Below are 21,141 nucleotides of genomic sequence, written 5' to 3' on the forward strand. Positions count from 1 at the left end.
CTAAAAAAGCTAAGTTTGCTCTTAGCTTTTAACTAGTCTTTATAAAGGTTTCTTGTTGGGGAATCCTGCTTTGCGGGGATATTTATTAGGGGTTTCCTTTTTTTTCTCAACAACGGTGATATAGCGAGCATCCCCGTTTGGTAATTGATAATGATGGTTAGTCGTTACCTTACCAAAGAGAAGGGAGAGGGCTGTTTTGGCATCTTCTAATTCTTGGTCAGCGGCTTGTGCTTTTAAAGCAATCAGCCTTCCGCCAATTTTTAGAAAAGGAATCGTTAATTCAGCTAAAACTTGCATCCGAGCGACTGCTCTAGCGGTGACGACATCAAATTGTGCACGGAAGTCCTTATCCTGACCAAAATCTTCTGCTCTACCATGGAAAAAATGCACCTTGTCTAATGCTAAGGCTTCCGCCAAATGCGTTAGAAAAGCAATGCGTTTGTTGAGAGAGTCGATGATAGTAACTTCGAGATTTGGAAAGAGAATCTTCATAGGTAGGCTAGGAAAGCCAGCTCCTGCTCCAATATCTAATAAACGAATCGGTTCATTGGCTAAAAAGCCCTGTAAGATAGGAGCGATAGAGTCATAGAAATGCTTGAGATAAACGTCGTTTTCTTCCGTTATGGCGGTTAAATTAATCTTGTTATTCCACTCCACTAGCAATTTGAAATAAGTATCAAATTGCTCTTTTTGTTTCATGGTTAAAGGAAAACCATCTTCCTCTAAGGTGTGGTAAAATTCTTGGGGTGTCATTTGTATCCTCTGTTTTTGATTATTGCTATTATTTTACCATAAAATACAGGAATAAAAAAATCTCATAAAAATCATTAGAAATAGGTCCTCAATACTTGCTATTAACTTGAAAATTGCTATAATTGAGACACAAAGATTAAAGGAGACATACTATGCCAACAGTTTTGATTATCTTAGTCGTTTTAGGGTTGCTTGCTCTATGGTTGGTGATAAGTTACAATAGCCTAGTCAAATCTCGAATGCATACCAAAGAAGCTTGGAGTCAAATTGATGTGCAGTTGAAACGTCGTAATGACTTGATTCCAAATCTTATTGAGACTGTTAAAGGTTATGCTAATTACGAGCAAAAAACATTTGAAAAAATCACTGATTTGCGTGCGCGTGTTGCTAATGCCTTAACCCCTCAAGAAACCATGGCAGCTTCTAATGAATTGAGTAAACAGGTGACCCATTTATTTGCGGTCGCTGAGAATTACCCAGACTTAAAAGCCAATGAAAACTTTTTGAAATTGCAAGAAGAGTTGACTAATACGGAAAATAAAATCTCATATTCTCGTCAACTATACAATTCAACAACTTCTAATTATAACTTGAAATTAGAATCTTTCCCAAGCAACATCGCAGGTAAACTATTCGGCTTTAAACCAAGTGAATTCTTGCAAACACCTGAAGCTGAAAAAGAGGTGCCTAAAGTAGACTTTACCTTTTAATCTTCAGCAAGAAACGACAAATCATCGTAAGAGAAGGGAGTAGCATGCTTTACCAACAGATTTCACAAAATAAACAACGTACCGTTTTGTTGTTAGTTGTCTTCTTCCTTCTGCTAGCTCTTATTGGAGCTTCCGCAGGTTATCTCCTAGTGGACAATTATGTGATAGGCGTGACTCTGGCCCTTATTATAGGTGTGATTTATGCGGTTAGCATGATTTTTCAGTCTACAACTCTTGTGATGAGCATGAATTCTGCTAGAGAAATTAGCGAGTCAGAAGCTCCAGATTTTTATCATATCGTAGAAGACATGGCCATGGTAGCACAGATTCCTATGCCAAGAGTCTTTATTATTGAAGACCCTTCTTTAAATGCTTTTGCCACAGGGTCTAGTCCTAAAAATGCAGCCGTAGCAGCAACCACAGGCTTACTTCAAGTGATGAACCGTGAAGAACTTGAAGGGGTTATTGGACACGAAGTTAGTCATATCCGTAATTATGATATTCGTATTTCAACGATTGCTGTTGCATTAGCCAGTGCGGTAACGCTCATTTCAAGTATTGGGGGACGGGCACTTTGGTATGGGGGTGGTTCTCGTAAACGTAGTAATAATAACGATGAAGGCTTAGGTATCATTTTGTTGCTCCTGTCGTTGTTGTCTCTCGTTTTAGCACCGTTAGTAGCGAGTTTGGTTCAGTTAGCGATTTCTCGTCAAAGAGAATATTTGGCAGATGCGAGTTCAGTTGAACTGACTAGAAATCCCCAAGGGATGATAAGGGCTCTTGAAAAATTGAAACAATCTCAGCCGGTAAAATACCCTGTTGATGATGCTAGCGCGGCCTTGTATATTAACGAGCCCCGCAAAAAAGGTAGTTTCAGTTCATTATTTAGTACTCATCCTCCCATTGAAGAGAGGATTGAGCGATTACAACACATGTGAGGGCTTGAGGTTAGCTCAAGCCTTATTTTCTTTTATTTTTACTTTTTAATATTCAGAAAAAAGATAGATGTCCTAAGAAAACGGAACTTCCTTAACCTGTCTTTGATCCAAATAATTGAGGAAAAGCTTTAGAAGGAGAGGAGAATCCCTTAATCTGAGGATTATCAGATGTTAAGGTTAAAAAATGTAAGAAAATTGTCATATAACTATTGACAAATACCTGATATAATAGTAAAAATAGATTAGAATTTTATTAGGAGAAGATGATGTTAATTCTTTCTGAAATCAGAAAACATCCAGACGGTCTTCGTTTTGACCAAGTGTGCGATGTTAAAGAAAAATTATTGGAACGCGACCCACAAATTCTGGATATTAAAGACGTTAGAGTTGTGGGAGATGTGCACTATGATGCTGGTTTGTACTTGTTACATTATCAGCTAAGCTATGAGGTAACCTTGCCTTCAAGTCGATCGATGACTCCTGTCAGTTTAAAAGAAGTTCAAGACGTTCAGGAATTATTTATTGAAGCCACAGATGTAGCAGGTAAACAAGATATGGTTGATGATCAGTTAGTTTTGGTTTTAGAGGAAGACAACATCGACCTTGACGAAAGTGTTGTGGACAATATCTTGCTCGCGATTCCTTTACAGGTATTGACTGAGGAAGAAAAACAATCTCAAGAGTTACCAACAGGTCAGGATTGGACCGTGCTGACTGAAGATCAATATCAATCTCTAAAAGAGGAAAAACAAAAAGAAAATAATCCTTTTGCAAGCCTCCAAGGGTTGTTTGATAAATAAAGCTGAATATTAAAGATGTCTGTAATTTTTATTTGAAAAAAGAATTATTCTTTGATATACTCTTTAGAGAATGTAGTTGCTCGTTTATAAAGGCCTTTTATCGGCCGCACAGGAGTGAAGAAGGTGATATTATCAGAAACTTTCGTACTCATTAAGTGATAATAAGTAACCATTGGAGACTTGGCTCTCAAATATGAAAAAAATTAGATTGACCTCGTGACCTTCTTTCTGGGAGAGAAAGAAAGTTTGAGAGGGTAAGGGTTGGTGTAAATGACAAAGAAAATTTTAATTATTGAAGATGAAAAGAACCTTGCACGGTTCGTTTCACTCGAATTGCAACATGAAGGTTACGAAGTAACTGTTGAAGTAAATGGTCGCGAAGGTTTAGAAACTGCCTTAGAAAAGGATTTTGACTTAATCCTCCTTGACCTAATGCTTCCTGAAATGGATGGTTTTGAAGTGACTCGTCGCTTACAAACTGAAAAAACAACTTACATTATGATGATGACTGCGCGTGATTCGATTATGGATGTGGTTGCGGGGTTAGACCGTGGAGCGGATGATTACATTGTGAAGCCATTTGCAATTGAAGAGTTATTGGCTCGTATCCGTGCCATTTTCCGTCGCCAAGATATCGAATCTGAGAAGAAAACCCCTAGTCAAGGGATTTACCGTGATTTGGTCTTGAACCCACAAAACCGTTCAGTTAACAGAGGAGATGATGAAATCTCTTTGACGAAACGTGAATATGATTTGCTTAGCATTTTGATGACTAATATGAATCGTGTCATGACACGTGAAGAGTTATTGTCAAATGTTTGGAAATACGATGAAGCTGTTGAAACAAATGTAGTGGATGTTTATATTCGGTACCTTCGCGGCAAAATCGATATTCCAGGTAAGGAGTCTTATATCCAAACCGTTCGCGGTATGGGCTATGTTATTCGTGAGAAATAAGTAAGATGGTAAAGCAGAAACAGAAGAAATATAAAAAATCGTTACCAAAACGTTTATCGAATATCTTTTTTGTTCTCTTTTTCTGCATTTTCTCTATTTTTACACTGATTGCCTACAGTTCAACTAATTATTTCTTGTTGAAAAAGGAAAGGCAATCGGTTTTTCAAGCCGTAAATATTGTTAGAGTTCGTCTTTCTGAGGTGGACTCTAATTTTACATTAGAGAACTTAGCAGAAGTTTTGTATAAAAATGATAAGACACACCTTAGAATTGATGACCGAAATGGGAGTCGCGTGATTCGAAGTGAGCGGGATATTACCAATACTCTTGATGCCAATCAGGACATTTACGTCTATAATGTGGACAAGCAGATGATTTTTACCACAGACAATGAGGAAGCTTCTCCTGGTTTGAGAGGTCCTATCGGTAAAGTTTTTCATAATCACATTGAAGATCAGTACCGTGGCTTTTCCATGACACAAAAGGTTTATTCCAATCGAACAGGAAAATTTGTAGGGTATGTTCAAGTTTTTCATGATTTGGGAAATTACTACGTGATTAGGGCCCGCTTACTCTTTTGGTTGCTTGTGGTGGAACTATTTGGCACTAGTCTGGCTTATTTGATTATTTTAATTGCCACTCAACGTTTTTTGAAACCTTTGCATAATTTGCATGAAGTGATGCGCAATATTTCCGAAAATCCTAACAATTTAAACTTACGTTCTGACATTTCGTCAGGGGATGAAATTGAAGAACTATCGGTTATTTTTGATAACATGCTGGATAAGGTCGAAACGCATACCAAGCTGCAATCTCGCTTTATTAGTGATGTTAGTCATGAGTTACGGACGCCGGTTGCTATTATTAAGGGGCACATTGGTCTCTTGCAACGCTGGGGCAAAGATGACAGTGATATTCTCGAAGAAAGTTTGACGGCTACTGCGCACGAGGCGGATCGGATGGCAATTATGATTAACGATATGCTGGATATGATTCGGGTGCAGGGGTCCTTTGAAGGGCATCAAAATGACACCACGGTTTTAGAAAATTCTATTGAGACAGTCATTGGAAACTTCCGTGTGTTGAGGGAAGATTTTGAATTTACATGGCACTCAGAAAATAAAGAAACTGTGGCGCGTATTTATAAAAATCATTTTGAACAGGCCTTGATGATTCTGATTGACAATGCGGTTAAATATTCTCGTCAAGATAAGAAAATCTCGATTGATCTTAAGGTGAACGATAAGCAAGAAGCTATTGTTAGAGTCCAAGATAAGGGAGAAGGGATTTCTAAAGAAGATATTAAACACATTTTTGAACGCTTTTATCGGACGGATAAATCTCGTAATCGAACCAGTACTCAGGCTGGTTTAGGGATAGGCTTGTCTATCCTTAAACAGATTGTGGATGGTTACCATTTACAGATGGAAGTTGAAAGTAAATTGAATCAGGGATCCGTCTTTATTTTACACATTCCACTAGCGGTTTCGAAAGATAGCCAGTGAATTGATGATCAATTATAATGAAAGAAAGAATGGCAGTGGACGTTACCGCAAGATGGTATGGTTCAAGGGCTGTTCTTTTTTCTGGATTTTGCCACCTCATTTGAAACAATTTCCCTTAGCCAGATTCCCTGACATATCCTTTTGTTATCCTTGAAAATATGATAGAATAGAGTACTAGATTAATTTGATAGAATTGGGGTGTTTGCGTGCGTTGTCCAAAATGTAATTATAATAAATCAAGTGTTGTTGATAGTAGGCAAGCTGAAGATGGCAATACCATCCGCCGTCGACGAGAATGTGAAAAATGCCATACTCGTTTTACAACATTTGAACGTGTGGAAGAACTCCCTTTATTAGTCATAAAAAAGGATGGCACAAGAGAGCAATTTTCACGAGATAAGATTTTGAATGGCGTTGTTCAAAGCGCCCAGAAACGCCCAGTCTCAAGTACGGATATTGAGAACTTAATCTCGCGTATCGAGCGAACTGTTCGTACAACTTATGAAAATGAAGTGTCAAGTACTATTATCGGTAATTTAGTGATGGATGAATTGGCAGAACTTGATGAAATCACCTACGTTCGTTTTGCCAGTGTCTATAAGAGTTTTAAAGATGTTGATGAAATTGAAGAATTGTTGCAACAAATTACCACTCGTGTGCGAGGAAAAAAGAAAAGTAGTTTAAATGATGAAACCCATTGATACCTTTACCTATCTTAAACGCAACAAAGTTTCCTGTGATGCGACAAGCCTAATTCAGTTGTATTTCCCTATTATTGGAAGTGACGCGGCTGCGGTTTACCAATATTTTCTTCATTTTTTTGATGATGGGGCTAGAGCCCACAAATTTAGCGATGTTTTAAACCATTTACAGTTTGGTATGAAGCGTTTCGAAGATGCCATGGGTATGCTGACGGCAATGGACTTGGTGGTTTTATATCAGCTTCCGGACGCCTATTTGGTCAAATTACAGCAGCCCTTAGGGCATGAAGCATTTTTAAAAGAACCTGTCTACTCTCGCTTACTCGAACAAAAAATTGGAGAATCAGCAGTGTCTGAATTACAACTAGCTATTCCTACCCAGGCTAGAAATATTTCTAAACGGTTTTCGGATGTTTTTGGCACCGATGGCCTATCTCCTAAAACCTCTCAAAGTGCTCGAAAAACGTTTGATCTAGATAGTTTCCAACAATTGATGACTAGGGATGGGCTCCAATTTGAAGATAATCAAAAAGATGTGATTAGCCTTTATAGCATTTCAGAACAATACGAAATGAATTGGTTTGATACCTACCAACTGGCTAAGGCGACGGCTGTTAATGGGAAAATTCAACCTAAGCGTTTGCTAGCCAAGAAACAACAGGCTGCTAAAGAGCCAAGTAATGACACTTTTTCTCAAGCAGAGCAGGTTATTCTACGGGAGGCCAAGCAAGACAGTTCGCTTATTTTCTTGGAGAAGATTAAAAAAGCGAGACGAGCAACGGTTACTAAAGATGAAAAAAACTTGTTGCAGACTTTGGCTAAAATGTCTTTTCTTGATGATGTGATTAATGTCATGGTCCTCTATACCTTTAATAAGACCAAGTCAGCTAATTTACAGAAAAGCTATCTGATGAAGATTGCCAATGATTTTTCGTATCAGCAGGTATCAACAGCTGAAGAGGCTATGTTAGTCTTACGAGCATTTACAGATCGTCAAGGCAGTCGGCAGGAAAAAACAAAAACAAATCAACAAACAAATGTTCCTAAGTGGAGCAATCCTAATTATCAGGAAACGACAAGCCAAGAAGAACAAGCTAAACTAGATGAATTCAAGCAGGCAGCTTTGAAGCGACTAGAAAACCTTAGAAAGGGTGGTGACTAGATGGAAAAGATTGGAGATACCATGGCAAAATTGGGTCAAAACAGTCGTGTTAATAGCGACCAATTGATTCAGACCATTTTGGCAGATCCTGAAGTGGCTGATTTTATCAGCCGACACCGTCTGTCACAAGAACAAATTAATCTGAGTTTGTCTAAATTTAATCAATTTTTGGTAGAACGTCAGAAATATCAGCTCAAGGATGATTCTTATATTGCTAAGGGATACCAACCTATTCTAGCCATGAATGAAGGTTATGCTGATGTCTCTTATTTGGAAACTAAAGAATTGGTAGAGGCTCAAAAACAGGCCGCTATCTCAGAACGGATTCAACTGGTCAGTTTGCCAAAGTCCTATCGCTATATTCATTTGTCGGATATTGACGTTAATAACGCCAGTCGTATGGAAGCCTTCTCGGCTATTTTGGATTTTGTGGAACAATACCCATCAGTAGAGCAAAAAGGATTGTACCTATATGGGGACATGGGGATTGGCAAGTCTTACTTGTTGGCTGCTATGGCTCATGAATTGTCTGAGAAAAAAGGTGTCTCAACCACTCTTTTGCATTTTCCAAGCTTTGCTATTGATGTAAAAAATGCCATTTCAAATGGCTCTGTTAAAGAAGAAATTGATGCGGTAAAGAATGTGTCGGTGCTCATTTTAGATGATATTGGTGCAGAGCAAGCCACTTCTTGGGTCCGTGATGAGGTGTTGCAGGTGATTTTGCAGTACCGCATGTTAGAAGATTTACCGACTTTCTTTACGTCCAATTATAGCTTTGCAGATTTGGAGCGTAAATGGGCGACTATTAAAGGAAACGACGAGACTTGGCAAGCTAAACGGGTGATGGAGCGTGTCCGCTATTTAGCTAGGGAGTTTCATTTAGAAGGAGTTAATCGCCGTTAAGTTTGGGATAACAATCAAGAATAATAGACAAGTGTATTAGTGAGAGAAAGAAAAGGAGAATCATGGTTTTACCTACCGTTGCCATTGTGGGCCGTCCAAATGTGGGCAAGTCCACCTTATTTAACCGAATTGCTGGAGAGCGTATTTCAATTGTGGAAAATGTCGAAGGCGTTACTCGAGATCGTATTTATGCTACTGGAGAATGGCTTAATCGCCAGTTCTCATTGATTGATACAGGTGGTATTGATGACGTTGATGCCCCGTTTATGGAACAAATCAAGAACCAGGCTCAAATTGCTATGGAGGAAGCGGACGTTATTGTCTTTGTCGTTTCTGGTAAAGAAGGGGTGACCGACGCTGACGAATATGTGTCTAAAATTCTGTATCGAACCAATACCCCAGTCATTTTAGCAGTTAATAAGGTTGATAATCCTGAAATGCGCAATGATATTTATGATTTTTATTCACTTGGTTTGGGTGATCCTTATCCAGTTTCTTCTGTTCACGGGATTGGAACAGGGGATATCTTGGATGCCATCGTTGAAAACTTACCAGTAGAAGAAGTCGAAGAAAATGATGATATTATCCGCTTCAGTTTAATCGGTCGTCCTAATGTTGGGAAATCTAGCTTGATTAACGCTATTTTAGGTGAAGATCGCGTTATTGCTAGCCCTGTCGCAGGGACAACACGTGATGCCATTGACACGCATTTCACTGATGCTGACGGTCAAGAATTCACCATGATTGATACAGCTGGAATGCGTAAATCTGGCAAGATTTATGAAAATACAGAGAAATATTCTGTCATGCGGGCGATGCGTGCCATTGATCGCTCTGATGTGGTCTTGATGGTTATCAATGCTGAAGAGGGAATCCGTGAATACGATAAGCGAATTGCTGGTTTTGCACACGAAGCTGGTAAAGGAATGATCATTGTCGTTAACAAATGGGATACCATTGACAAAGATAACCACACGGTTGCTCAATGGGAAGCGGATATTCGTGACCAATTCCAATTCTTGGCTTATGCTCCAATCATTTTTGTGTCAGCTTTAACAAAGCAGCGCCTCAACAAATTGCCTGAATTGATTAAGCGTATTAGTGACAGTCAGATTAAACGTATCCCATCTGCTGTCCTTAATGACGTTATTATGGACGCTATTGCTATTAACCCAACCCCAACTGATAAAGGGAAACGCTTGAAGATTTTCTATGCGACACAAGTTGCGGTCAAGCCGCCAACATTTGTGATTTTTGTTAATGAGGAAGAATTGATGCACTTCTCTTACTTACGTTTCTTGGAAAATCAAATTCGTGCAGCCTTTTCCTTTGAAGGAACACCGATTCATCTGATTGCACGCAAACGGAAATAAGGAACGGTCCTCTGTTAAAATAGTAATTTTAAAAAGACATTATCGGTCACTGATAAGGATTGTCTTCTGTATGTCACAGGAGGCAGTCTTTTTATGATGATTTTTGGAGGTAGGGAGAGAGTCTTTGGCATCAAACAAAGAAAACAAAAAAGGATTTTTCCAAGAAATCTCATTTGATTTTTGTTATAATAACAGGATAAGCAAAAAGGTGGGATGGATATGGCTAGATTAATTCCAGGACGGATACGGAATGAAGGTATAGAGCTCTATGAACAAGGTTTAGTCAGAATACTAGACGATCATGAGGGACTTCTACAAGCTGAAGTAGGACCCTATCACGTTCAATATGGGGCTGACGATGAGGACGTAACTTGCCAATGTGATGTGTTTGAGGCGAGACAGTATTGTAAACATATTGCAGCAGTGGAGTACTTTTTAAAAAATGATGAGGAAGGTAAACGATTTTCAGAGCAACTGAGTGATCAAACCGAACATAAGGCAGAGACGCAAAAAATGACCTCTTTTGGAAGTCTCTTTTTGGATAGTCTAGCAATGAACGACGATGATACCATTAAATACCGCTTATCAGCCTTAGGAAGTCGTAGTCCTTTTTCGTCAGATTACTGGTGGAGTTTGAAAATTAACCGTTTGCCAGATGACCGTTCTTATGTGATTCGAGACATCAAAGGCTTTTTGCAATTGGTCAAAAAGGAAGGGTTTTATCAGATTGGTAAAAACTATTTTGAACAGCTGTCTTGGTTACAATTTGATAAGCCGAGTCAAGAATTAATCGACCTTTTATGGCGGTTGTCTTCTGATACAGATAAAGGGGAGCAAGATAACGTCTTTCCTAACCATGGAAGGCATTTACGCCTACCTAGTGGCTTTTTTGAGGAAGGTATCCACTTACTAACAGGTCTTTACGATTTCAGTTTTGAGGGACCGTCTCAAACCTATCATCATCTGTTTGTTCGTCCTTTAGATGCAGAAGCAGGGCTTTACCACTTTAAGGTAGAAGTGCATCGAAAATCGATTGAGTTGCAAATTACCGAAAAAAATGTGCAATATTTTTTCGACAATACTTATCTGCTTTACCAAGATATTTTCTATCACCTATCTTTAAAACAAGCTAAAATGGTTCAAGCTATTCGTAGTCTACCAATTGATGCTGATTTGGCAAAACACATTCATTTTGACTTAGATGACCAGGCTAAACTGGCAGCTAGTTTATTAGAGTTTAAGCAAATTGGAAGTGTAGAGGCTCCTAAGAGTTTTACCATTCGTGACTTTGACGTGACTTTCCAGTTTGACTTAGTTGGACAGGATGAAATAAGTTGTCAACTGCTCTTCGACTACGGGTATTATCAGGTGGCTGATAAGGCAACTTTGGATCAGCTTCCCTTTGCTGGTAACTACAAAAAAGAAGAGAAAATCAATCGTTGTTTGAAGACCTTTGGCTTTTCCCCGCAGTTTTATTCTAAAAAACGGTTATCTAGTAAAGCAGAACTTTATGCCTTTTTCACGGAAATGGTTCCATATGTTGAACGTATAGGGACAGTAGTGTTAAGTTCATCATTAGAAGGACTAAGGTCTAAGGAAAGGCCTCAGATTGCTATTGAGCGCAAGGGAGGATTATTGGATATTTCCTTTGATTTTTCGACAATCGTGGAAGATGATATCGATGATGCCCTGACTGCCCTTTTTCAAAATAATTCTTATTTCGTGAGCCAATCGGGGCAGCTCGTTGTTTTTGACGAGGAGACGCAAAAGGTTAGTCATAGTTTACAAGAATTAAGAGCAAAACATCTCAAAAACGGGCATATGCAACTGGATGGCATTGCTGCTTTACAAGTGTCACAACTTTTTGAAGGAATGTCTTCAGTACACCTTTCGAAAGAGTTAGCAGAATTGGTGCATCATTTGCAACATCCGGAAACGTTTGCTATCAAACCGCTGGCGGTACAAGCTCAGGTAAGAGATTACCAAAGACAAGGGATTCAGTGGTTATCGATGTTAGACCATTATGGATTTGGCGGCATCTTAGCAGATGATATGGGACTTGGAAAAACCTTACAAACAATAGCTTTCATATCTAGTCAGCTGAGACCAGATAGTAAAGTATTGATTCTATCGCCTTCAAGTCTTATTTATAATTGGTTGGATGAATGCCAAAAATTCACTCCTCAGTTAGACGTTGTGGTTTCCTATGGCTTGAAGCAAGTCAGAGATCACCTTATTGAAGAAGGCCACCAGATTACGATTACAAGCTATTCTTCTTTTAGACAAGACTTTGAGACTTATCAAGCCTTCGAGTACGATTATTTGATTTTGGATGAAGCGCAAGTGATTAAGAATGGTCAGACAAAAATTGCGCAATGTTTGCGTGCTTTTAATGCCAAAAATTGCTTTGCTTTATCAGGGACACCGATTGAAAATAAATTGCTGGAAATTTGGTCCATTTTTCAAATTGTTTTACCAGGTCTTCTTCCTGCCAAAAAAGAGTTTTTAAAAATGACGGCCAAGCAGGTATCGCGATATATCAAGCCCTTTATTATGCGTCGTAAAAAAGAAGATGTCTTACCAGAATTGCCTAACCTCATTGAAATGACTTATCCAAATGAAATGACGGATAGCCAAAAAGCAATCTACTTAGCACAGCTAAGGCAAATGCATGATCAGATTCGAACTGCCAGTGATGCAGATATTAACCGTCGTAAAATTGAAATTTTGTCAGGGATTACGCGATTGAGGCAGATTTGTGATACTCCAAGTCTCTTTATGGACTACGATGGGGAAAGTGGTAAGTTAGAGAGCTTGCGAACTTTGTTACTACAAATCAAGGAAAACGGACACCGCGCCTTGATTTTCTCTCAATTTAGGGGAATGTTGGACTTAGCTAAGCAGGAGATGGATGCTTTAGGTCTCACTGCCTACCAAATGACAGGATCAACCCCTGCTAATGAGCGCCAAGAAATGACAAGAGCCTTTAATAACGGTTCTAAAGATGTCTTTTTGATTTCTCTTAAAGCAGGAGGGGTTGGACTCAATTTAACAGGAGCAGACACAGTGGTGTTAATTGACCTATGGTGGAATCCTGCCGTTGAAATGCAAGCTATCAGTCGCGCACATCGGATTGGGCAAGAAGATAACGTAGAAGTTTATCGCCTAATCACTCGAGGAACCATTGAAGAAAAGATTTTAGAACTACAAGAAAGCAAACGCAATCTGGTAACAACTGTCTTGGATGGGAATGAAAGCCGTGCAAGCATGTCTATTGAAGAAATTAAAGAGATTCTAGGTTTAGAAATCTAGAGATATTGGTCAGTTTCGATAAAGAAACTGACTTTTTCGATGTCGATAGTAAAAATTGATGAGAAGAACTACTTTTGTCTAGTGAAACTAGTAACAAGTAAGGGAGAAAAGCACGTGAGGTCGTCTCTTGACGTACGATCCAAGTGTTTTATTCAAGCAGAATTCTATAGGAATACTTTGAAAAATAAGAGTAATTACGCTATAATAAGGAATGCTACATGAAGGGAGAAGCAGAAAAAGGATGACAAATACTCAATTTCCTCTGGTTGCAGATGGTGTTCCGATTATTGACACAGCCAAGCAGATGGCTTTATACGAGAACGAAGACCTCATCACTAATATCCATGGCTATTATCAAGACAAGGATTATGATGATGTCACAAAAAATTACCAATTTGCAGACCAAGTCATGTCTCATCAAAGCTCTTCTTCTCATCAGCGTCTTCAAACCATCAACGAAGGTCGTAGCTATGCCAAAGAGGCACGTAAAAAGGCAAAACAAGATCTTAAAGAAAAAAGACAGGCTTATCTTGCCAAAGAGATGACTTATGTTCCTAAGCAAGTGCCAAAGACAAAACGTTCTGCTGAAACAGTTCTCCCTAAACAGAGACCTGAAACTGAGATGAGTCGCTTTACCGAAAAACTGCATCAAGAAGATTATATTTTAGCAGAGCTTCCTCGAGAGTATAAAGAGCCTGACAATCCATCACATCAAGGTTCAGCAAAGAAGAATAATTATGATTTTTTGAAGCGTAGCCAAATTTACAATAACAAAGAAACTAGAGAACAACGTGAAAAAACAATTGCGCAAGAGCTTAACCTAAGCCGATTCGAAGACCTTGAATAAGAGTATTTTTATCCGGCACAAGTAGGATTACAAAGGAGTTAAGATGTCAAAAATCTATCATTTTATCGGAATTAAGGGATCTGGGATGAGTGCCCTAGCTCTTATGTTGCATCAAATGGGACATAAGGTTCAAGGGAGTGATGTTGAAAAATATTATTTTACCCAGCGAGGCTTAGAACAAGCTGGAATCACGATTCTTCCTTTTAGCGGAGATAACATTACCAAAGATATGGAACTTATCGCGGGAAATGCCTTCCGTGAGGATAATAACAATGAAGTTGCCTATGCTATTCACCATGAGATTCCATTCAAACGCTATCATGAGTTTTTAGGAGACTTTATGAAGCAGTTTATTAGTTTTGGTGTGGCAGGTGCTCATGGGAAAACGTCAACCACAGGGTTATTGTCTCATGTCTTAAAGAATATTACGGATACTTCCTACTTGATTGGAGATGGCACTGGCCGTGGTTCAGCCAATGCTCAATATTTCGTTTTCGAATCAGATGAATATGAGCGTCATTTCATGCCTTATCACCCAGAATATTCCATTATTACCAATATTGATTTTGATCATCCTGACTATTTTACAGGGATTGATGATGTGCGAAGCGCCTTTAACGATTATGCCAAACAGGTTAAGAAAGCCTTGTTTGTCTACGGTGAAGATCAAGAATTAAAGAAAATCACAGCTAACGCTCCGATTTATTACTACGGTTTTGAAGAGGAGAATGACTTTGTGGCATCTGATGTTATTCGCACCACCCATGGCTCCGATTTTACAGTGAAACATGATGGTCAAATTATTGGTCGGTTCCATGTGCCGGCTTATGGTCGTCATAATATCTTGAATGCAACGGCAGTGATTGCCAATCTATTTGTTGCTGGTATCGATATGGAACTTGTGGCTGAACACCTGAAAACTTTCTCAGGGGTCAAACGTCGCTTTACTGAAAAATTAATTAATGAGACGATTATCATTGATGATTTTGCTCACCATCCGACAGAAATTGTTGCGACCATTGATGCTGCGAGACAAAAATACCCAAATAAAGAAATTGTAGCCATTTTTCAGCCGCATACCTTTACGCGAACTATTGCTCTCCTAGATGACTTTGCCTTGGCCTTGAACGAGGCGGATAGTGTCTACCTGGCACAGATTTACGGCTCTGCTCGTGAAGTGGATAAAGGAGAGGTTAAGGTCGAAGATTTAGCTGCTAAGCTGACTAAGCCTTCTAAGGTCGTTACTGTGGATAATGTATCGCCTCTTCTTGACCATGACAATGCGGTTTATGTCTTTATGGGAGCTGGAGATATCCAGTTGTACGAACGGTCTTTCGAAGAATTATTGGCAAATTTAACCAAAAATAATCAATAAACAATTCCTGCCCCAAGCAGGTTTTATCGTCCTAAAGGAGGTTTTGATGCTTATTAGACAGGTCCAAGAAGCTGATTGGGAGACTATTGCTGCTATTGAACGTGATAATTTTTCACCACAAGAAGCGGCGACAAAAGAAGCTATTAGAGAACGTATTCGCCTTATTCCCGATACTTTTTTAGTGGCTCTTATTGATCAAAAAATTGTTGGTTACATCGAAGGACCGGTGATGGCTAAACCTATTTTGGAAGATCATCTATTTCATCACGTTAAAAGCAATCCTGTAAGTGGTGGCTATATTACTATCACTAGTCTCTCGATTGTTAAGGCTTTTCAACAACAAGGAATTGGAATTGCTCTTTTGGCAGCAATGAAAGATCTCGCAGTAGCTCAGCGTAGAGATGGTATTATTTTGACTTGTCATGATTACCTTATCCCTTACTACGAGATGAATGGGTTCCATAATCAAGGTCTCTCAGAATCAGAGCATGGTGGAGCTATTTGGTATCAAATGTTTTGGCACCCTTAAAAGTCATGTCATCATCGGTCATTATTTGTTAAGAATAAGTAACAAACGCGTGATCTAATTGCATTTATAAGGCTTTTAAGTTATAATGGCGGTTGATTATATTTAGGAGGATTGGCTTTGACCGATTTTAAGGATGATGACTACAAAAACCAGCAACGAAGCTTTAAAGAGCAGATTCTTGCTGAGTTGGAAAAAGCAAATCAAATCAGAAAAGAAAAAGAAGAAGAGCTTTTTCAAAAAGAACAAGAGGCAAAAGAAGCTGCTCGGCGCACAGCCCAGCTTTATGCTGAGTATAAGAGACAGGATTATTTGAAAAAAGCGACAGCGACAGGGAATCCCCAATCAGATGATCAGTTAGCTGGTAACCCCTCTCTCACATACCTTGAGCATCAAAGTATACCAGAATCAACAGAGGCTAATAATGAAACTGTTGATAAGAATCTGGAAACAGAGAATTCACCTGCGTCTGCAGCAGAGATGGACACAAGTCGAGAAGAAGTCGGTAGACAAGAGGCTTTTTCTGATATGACTCAGGAGGAAGTAAGAACTGAGAAAGGCGAAGCAGTGAGACGAACAGTAAATAAACGCCAACAGACAGATCGCATGGCGAAAAAGATTTCAACCATTTTGATTAGTTCCATTGTCATTGCTCTTTTAGCTGTCGGTTTAGCAGGAACGGTGTATGTTTATAGCGCCCTTAACCCTGTTGATAAAAACAGTAAGGAGTTTGTTCAAGTTGAGATTCCTTCAGGATCTGGTAATAAATTAATTGGACAGATTCTCCAAAAAGAAGGCTTGATTAAAAATAGTACCGTCTTTAGTTTTTACACGAAATTCAAAAACTTTACCAATTTCCAAAGCGGTTATTATAATTTGCAAAAAAACATGAGTTTAGAAGAAATTGCTAAAGCTTTACAAGAAGGTGGAACAGCAGAGCCAACCAAACCCGCGCTAGGCAAAATCCTTATCCCAGAAGGATATACCATCAAGCAAATTGCCAAAGCTGTTGAACACAATAGCAAAGGAAAAGACCAAAAAGCTAAAACACCATTTCATGAAAAAGATTTCTTGAATTTAGTGGCAGATGAGACTTTTATTCAAAAAATGGTCAAGAAATACCCAAGATTATTGGGAAGTATTCCAACAAAGGAAGCAGCTGTTTACCGCTTGGAAGGATACCTTTTCCCTGCAACTTATAATTATTATGAAGAAACCACATTAGAGAGTCTTATTGATGACATGTTAGCAGCTACAGATGCTACTTTAGCACCTTATTACGATCAAATCGCTGCAAGTGGCAAGTCAGTTAATGATGTTTTAACCTTGGCGTCTTTAGTTGAAAAAGAAGGTTCCACCGACGATGATCGACGTCAAATTGCAAGTGTCTTTTACAATCGACTTAATAATGGGATGGCCTTGCAGTCAAATATTGCAATCTTATATGCTATGGGAAAACTTGGTCAAAAAACAACTTTAGCTGAAGACGCTGCTATTGACACAACCATCAATTCTCCTTATAATATTTATACCAATACAGGATTGATGCCTGGTCCGGTTGATAGTTCAGGCCTTTCTGCTATTGAAGCAACGATGAATCCCGCTTCAACGGATTATCTATACTTTGTGGCCAATGTCCATACTGGTGAAGTCTACTACGCAAAAACATTTGAAGAGCATTCCGCAAATGTTGAGAAATATGTAAATAGTCAAATTCAGTAAATACAAACATGATGCCTAGGCATCATGTTTGTATTTCTGATTAGTTAAAAAGAAAAAGAAAAGAGAACGATTATGGCTGAAAAAACCTATCCAATGACCCTAACTGAAAAAGAACAACTTGAAAAAGAATTAGAAGAATTAAAACTCGTTCGTCGCCCAGAAGTTGTGGAACGCATTAAAATTGCTCGTTCATATGGAGATCTTTCTGAAAACTCTGAGTATGATGCTGCTAAAGATGAGCAAGCCTTTGTGGAAGGTCAAATTTCAACTTTGGAAACAAAAATCCGTTACGCTGAAATCATTGATAGCGACGCTGTTGCTAAGGATGAAGTTGCCATTGGTAAAACAGTTGTAGTTCAAGAAGTTGGTACGACAGATAAAGATACTTACCACATCGTTGGTGCTGCAGGAGCAGATATTTTCTCAGGTAAAATTTCCAATGAGAGTCCGATTGCGCAAGCCTTAATTGGTAAAAAAACAGGTGATAAGGTTAGAATTGAATCACCAGCTGCTACTTATGATGTTGAAATCATCAGCGTTGAAAAAACAAATTAATCAGATGAAGTCATTATTTGCCCAATCACTAAGTGTTTTGGTCGCTAATGGCTTTTTTGTATAGTCCCATCAGGCAAACTAGCGATTTCCTAATGTCTTCCTGAGATTAACGAATAGCAAATCAAAAGGCCACTACCATTTAGGTACTAGCCTTTTTCAGTTATTCTAATTAACGTTTTCGTTGTGTTCCAGCGTTACGGTTTGATTTTGTTTTTTTAGGCAAGATAGCTTGTTCCATGTTTTGTGAAGGAGTAACATCCTTACGAGAAGAAGTTGATTGGTATACCTTAGGCGGATTTTTAGCGTATTCTTCTTCAAATTGCTTATGCAATTGAGGTTTTAAGATGTAAGTGGTGATTAACTGTTGAATGATACTAAAGAAACCACCAACTAGCCAGTAAAGACCAACACCTGCAGGAAGTGAGAAGGACATGACTATCATCATGATAGGCATGGTGTACATCATCGTCTTCATTTGCTCACGTTGTTCTTCTGAAACGGCCATCATTGATAACCATGATTGGAAGAAGTAAAGAGCGGCGATAATTGCTGTTAACACTAAACTACGGCTACCAAGGTCAATACCCATAAAGGTACTTGTTGATACCCCTTTAGTGTATTGAGCGGCAAAATACATGGCAGAGAAGAATGGCATCTGGATGAGAAGAGGTAAACAGCCGATACCTCCAAGAGGATTAATCCCATGGGCACGCTGAGCAGCCATTAATTCTGTTTGGGCAGCCATTTTTTCCTCTTGACTACTTGCCTGTTTGATACGCTTATTGATTGGTTCAAAAACAGGTTTCAAGAAGGCCATTTTCTCAGATTGATAACTTGCTTTCCAAGATTGGTAAAGTCCCAGAGGTAAGATAAGCGTTCTCACAACAATGGTAACAATGATAATAGCAAGTCCATAACCTAGTCCGGCATTGTTTGCAAAGTAATCAATAAAATATGACATGGGTTTTCCAAGAAATTCCCAAATCATACCTTTCGGATTTCCGTGAGCGTCTCTTCCAACACAACCTGTCAAAGTGAATAGAATTGACAGAGCCAGTCCTGAAAAGAGGATGCGATTTAATTTTAGTTTCAATGTGTTTATCCTTTAAATTTTAATATACTTATCTATTTTACTGTTTTTTTCAGAAATTCACAATAGTTCTGAAGTCCGATTTTTAATTGCTCATTCGAAAGTCCTGAAAGTCTTCAAAATTAGCCATGGTAACATCTACATAACTGACTTTTGCCCATTTGGATGGACCTTTGCGGACTTCTTGAATAAATTTGGCTATTTTATCGGAATCTTTTGATTGGGCCAGAATTTCAACGGTCCCATCGCTATTGTTCCAAACACGGCCATAAATATCTCCTATGTCTAGAGCTAAAGCATAGGTAGCGTATCGAAAACCAACACCTTGTACACGTCCAGAGACCAGTAAGCGAACTTTTTTCATCAGCAGTCCCTCCTTGGCTTTATTATACCACATGCTTAACAGGAAATCCCTTCAGCCAATTGCCTACTTTCTGTCACTTTTACTAAAGACAAGAAGACATAAACGAGATAGTCGGCAGGGCTAACCGTAAATGAGACTGGCCTATTTTAAACATCGTATCAGAAGATAGTCTTTTAAGTCTAAAACATTGAACTGACCAAAGCTTGATCATCTAAGAAGTTAGTGCTTTAAAATGTTGACGTGTATGGTATAATAGGCGCATGGTTATTACATCAAAAGCAAATCAACTGATTAAACAAACGAAAAAATTACTGCAGAAAAAGCATCGCCAGCAATCCTATTTAATTGAAGGATGGCACCTTTTTGAAGAAGCTCAACAATCTGGTCAAGGTTTTCGACATATTTTTGTTCTAGAAGAATTGGCTGAGCGTGTCGCTGATCAAGAAAAAGTGGTTCTTGTTAGTGCAGACGTATTAAAAGAATTAACAGACTCCCCCAGTCCTCAAGGGATTATCGCTGAGGTCGACATGCCCCAGTTAGCCTTTCCAACAGATTACCAAGGGAAATACTTGATTTTAGAAGATGTTCAGGACCCAGGTAATCTAGGTACCATCATTCGTACAGCAGACGCTGCTGGATTTGATGGGGTGTTTCTTTCGGAAAAATCAGCAGATGTTTACAATTCAAAGACTCTACGTTCTATGCAAGGAAGTCATTTTCATCTTTCCATTTGGCGGACAGATATCTACAAAATTTGTCGGGAAATGCAAGAACATAATACCCCGGTTTTAGCGACGACACTCTCAAAAGTCTCTGTTGACTACAAAACAGTTCCACACCAAGAGAGTTTTGCATTGGTCATGGGGAATGAAGGACAAGGCATTAGTGCTGAAATGACAGCCTTAGCTGATCAATTGGTTCACATCACAATGCCAGGTCAGGCAGAAAGTTTAAATGTTGCTGTAGCGGCAGGAATCCTCATTTTCAGCTTCATTTAAGCTAATATGCTATAATGGAAGTGTGAGGTGATTAAAATATGCATTATACAGAAGATAAAGAATACATGGAACATGTTGGTCATTTGATTGCTCATCCTCGCTTCCAAAAATTAGATGGTATTGTTCAGCACCACCATTCGACACGTCTAGAACATTCTATAAACGTTTCTTATTCAAGTTATAAGTTGGCTAAACGATTTGGCTGGGATGCTAAAAGCACTGCCAGAGGAGGATTACTCCATGACTTCTTTTATTATGATTGGCGCGTGACCAAGTTCAACAAAGGTCATGCCTGGGTTCATCCGCGTATTGCTGTACGAAACGCGAAAAAATTGACAGAACTTAATAAAAAAGAAGAAGATATTATTTTAAAACACATGTGGGGAGCAACAGTCGCTTTTCCACGCTATAAAGAAAGTTATATTGTGACTCTAGTCGATAAATATTGGGCTGTTAAGGAGGCTGCAACCCCCTTGAGGCAAAAATGGACGAATCGACGATTTTTACGTCGTAAGACACTTCAAAGTCACAATCGCTAAGTAAAGGAGAT

Annotated in this window: 19 protein-coding genes and 2 pseudogenes; 18 read left to right on the plus strand and 3 right to left on the minus strand. The window is 38.9% G+C overall.

Translation table 11 applies throughout. The features are described 5' to 3' along the window. Positions 1 to 39: 39 nt before the first annotated feature. Positions 40 to 753 carry a 16S rRNA (guanine(527)-N(7))-methyltransferase RsmG gene (gene rsmG, locus DYD17_RS02115; protein ID WP_115246663.1) on the minus strand — a complete coding sequence of 238 codons (714 nt, stop codon included), beginning with the start codon at positions 751 to 753 and terminating at the stop codon, positions 40 to 42. Between the two features lie 152 nt (positions 754 to 905). Between rsmG and DYD17_RS02120 the strand changes: the two genes are divergently transcribed. From DYD17_RS02120 to greA, 16 genes and pseudogenes are all read left to right on the plus strand, one after another. Further along, positions 906 to 1,463, plus strand: coding sequence for a LemA family protein (locus tag DYD17_RS02120; protein WP_003049731.1), 558 nt, complete (start codon positions 906 to 908; stop codon positions 1,461 to 1,463). A 44-nt stretch (positions 1,464 to 1,507) separates the two neighbouring features. Next, complete coding sequence (gene htpX / locus DYD17_RS02125; RefSeq protein WP_003049732.1) at positions 1,508 to 2,401, plus strand: zinc metalloprotease HtpX; 894 nt, start codon at positions 1,508 to 1,510, stop codon at positions 2,399 to 2,401. A 266-nt stretch (positions 2,402 to 2,667) separates the two neighbouring features. Continuing rightward, positions 2,668 to 3,201, plus strand: coding sequence for a YceD family protein (locus DYD17_RS02130; protein ID WP_174221706.1), 534 nt, complete (start codon positions 2,668 to 2,670; stop codon positions 3,199 to 3,201). A gap of 270 nt (positions 3,202 to 3,471) precedes the next feature. Further along, the gene (covR, locus tag DYD17_RS02135; protein ID WP_003049736.1) at positions 3,472 to 4,158 is read left to right on the plus strand and encodes a two-component system response regulator CovR/CsrR; all 687 of its coding nucleotides are present in this window, start codon (positions 3,472 to 3,474) and stop codon (positions 4,156 to 4,158) included. A gap of 5 nt (positions 4,159 to 4,163) precedes the next feature. After that, positions 4,164 to 5,663 (plus strand): HAMP domain-containing sensor histidine kinase, encoded by a 1,500-nt coding sequence (locus tag DYD17_RS02140; RefSeq protein WP_115252617.1) that lies wholly within the window; start codon positions 4,164 to 4,166, stop codon positions 5,661 to 5,663. 206 nt (positions 5,664 to 5,869) lie between these two features. Next, a complete protein-coding gene (gene nrdR / locus DYD17_RS02145; RefSeq protein WP_003049740.1) occupies positions 5,870 to 6,364 on the plus strand; it encodes a transcriptional regulator NrdR in 495 nt (164 codons plus the stop codon). Further along, positions 6,348 to 7,526, plus strand: a complete 1,179-nt coding sequence (locus tag DYD17_RS02150) for a DnaD domain protein (protein WP_115252618.1) — start codon at positions 6,348 to 6,350, stop codon at positions 7,524 to 7,526. The genes nrdR and DYD17_RS02150 overlap by 17 nt, the downstream gene beginning before the upstream one ends. After that, entirely contained in the window at positions 7,527 to 8,429 is a 903-nt protein-coding gene (dnaI, locus tag DYD17_RS02155; protein WP_115252619.1) for a primosomal protein DnaI, read from the plus strand. It abuts the gene before it with no gap. A gap of 62 nt (positions 8,430 to 8,491) precedes the next feature. Further along, the gene (gene der / locus DYD17_RS02160) at positions 8,492 to 9,802 is read left to right on the plus strand and encodes a ribosome biogenesis GTPase Der (RefSeq protein WP_115252620.1); all 1,311 of its coding nucleotides are present in this window, start codon (positions 8,492 to 8,494) and stop codon (positions 9,800 to 9,802) included. A gap of 219 nt (positions 9,803 to 10,021) precedes the next feature. Further along, positions 10,022 to 13,114 carry a DEAD/DEAH box helicase gene (locus tag DYD17_RS02165; RefSeq protein ID WP_115252621.1) on the plus strand — a complete coding sequence of 1,031 codons (3,093 nt, stop codon included), beginning with the start codon at positions 10,022 to 10,024 and terminating at the stop codon, positions 13,112 to 13,114. Positions 13,115 to 13,355: 241 nt separating this feature from the next. Beyond that, complete coding sequence (locus tag DYD17_RS02170; protein ID WP_003049751.1) at positions 13,356 to 13,961, plus strand: hypothetical protein; 606 nt, start codon at positions 13,356 to 13,358, stop codon at positions 13,959 to 13,961. Between the two features lie 43 nt (positions 13,962 to 14,004). Continuing rightward, the gene (gene murC / locus DYD17_RS02175) at positions 14,005 to 15,336 is read left to right on the plus strand and encodes a UDP-N-acetylmuramate--L-alanine ligase (protein WP_115252622.1); all 1,332 of its coding nucleotides are present in this window, start codon (positions 14,005 to 14,007) and stop codon (positions 15,334 to 15,336) included. A 46-nt stretch (positions 15,337 to 15,382) separates the two neighbouring features. After that, positions 15,383 to 15,865: a GNAT family N-acetyltransferase gene (locus DYD17_RS02180; protein WP_003049755.1), complete on the plus strand. Its 483-nt coding sequence runs from the start codon at positions 15,383 to 15,385 to the stop codon at positions 15,863 to 15,865. Between the two features lie 111 nt (positions 15,866 to 15,976). Then, positions 15,977 to 16,178, plus strand: a pseudogene (locus tag DYD17_RS11370) (endolytic transglycosylase MltG); the annotation flags it as partial. A gap of 233 nt (positions 16,179 to 16,411) precedes the next feature. Further along, a pseudogene (gene mltG / locus DYD17_RS02185) lies at positions 16,412 to 17,584 on the plus strand (endolytic transglycosylase MltG); the annotation flags it as partial. Positions 17,585 to 17,656: 72 nt separating this feature from the next. Beyond that, a complete protein-coding gene (gene greA, locus DYD17_RS02190) occupies positions 17,657 to 18,139 on the plus strand; it encodes a transcription elongation factor GreA (RefSeq protein WP_003046783.1) in 483 nt (160 codons plus the stop codon). A 169-nt stretch (positions 18,140 to 18,308) separates the two neighbouring features. On the opposite strand, the gene yidC is transcribed toward greA, so the two are convergent. Together yidC and DYD17_RS02200 are read right to left on the minus strand one after the other, a co-directional pair. Further along, complete coding sequence (yidC, locus tag DYD17_RS02195) at positions 18,309 to 19,232, minus strand: membrane protein insertase YidC (RefSeq protein WP_115276320.1); 924 nt, start codon at positions 19,230 to 19,232, stop codon at positions 18,309 to 18,311. Between the two features lie 82 nt (positions 19,233 to 19,314). After that, the gene (locus tag DYD17_RS02200; protein ID WP_003049761.1) at positions 19,315 to 19,593 is read right to left on the minus strand and encodes an acylphosphatase; all 279 of its coding nucleotides are present in this window, start codon (positions 19,591 to 19,593) and stop codon (positions 19,315 to 19,317) included. 260 nt (positions 19,594 to 19,853) lie between these two features. Between DYD17_RS02200 and DYD17_RS02205 the strand changes: the two genes are divergently transcribed. Both DYD17_RS02205 and DYD17_RS02210 read left to right on the plus strand, forming a co-directional pair. After that, a complete protein-coding gene (locus DYD17_RS02205; RefSeq protein WP_115252625.1) occupies positions 19,854 to 20,591 on the plus strand; it encodes a TrmH family RNA methyltransferase in 738 nt (245 codons plus the stop codon). Between the two features lie 38 nt (positions 20,592 to 20,629). Continuing rightward, positions 20,630 to 21,130, plus strand: a complete 501-nt coding sequence (locus DYD17_RS02210; RefSeq protein ID WP_003049766.1) for an HD domain-containing protein — start codon at positions 20,630 to 20,632, stop codon at positions 21,128 to 21,130. Positions 21,131 to 21,141: the final 11 nt, after the last annotated feature.

The sequence above is a fragment of the Streptococcus dysgalactiae subsp. dysgalactiae genome, from assembly GCF_900459225.1.
In the GTDB taxonomy this organism is placed as follows: domain Bacteria; phylum Bacillota; class Bacilli; order Lactobacillales; family Streptococcaceae; genus Streptococcus; species Streptococcus dysgalactiae.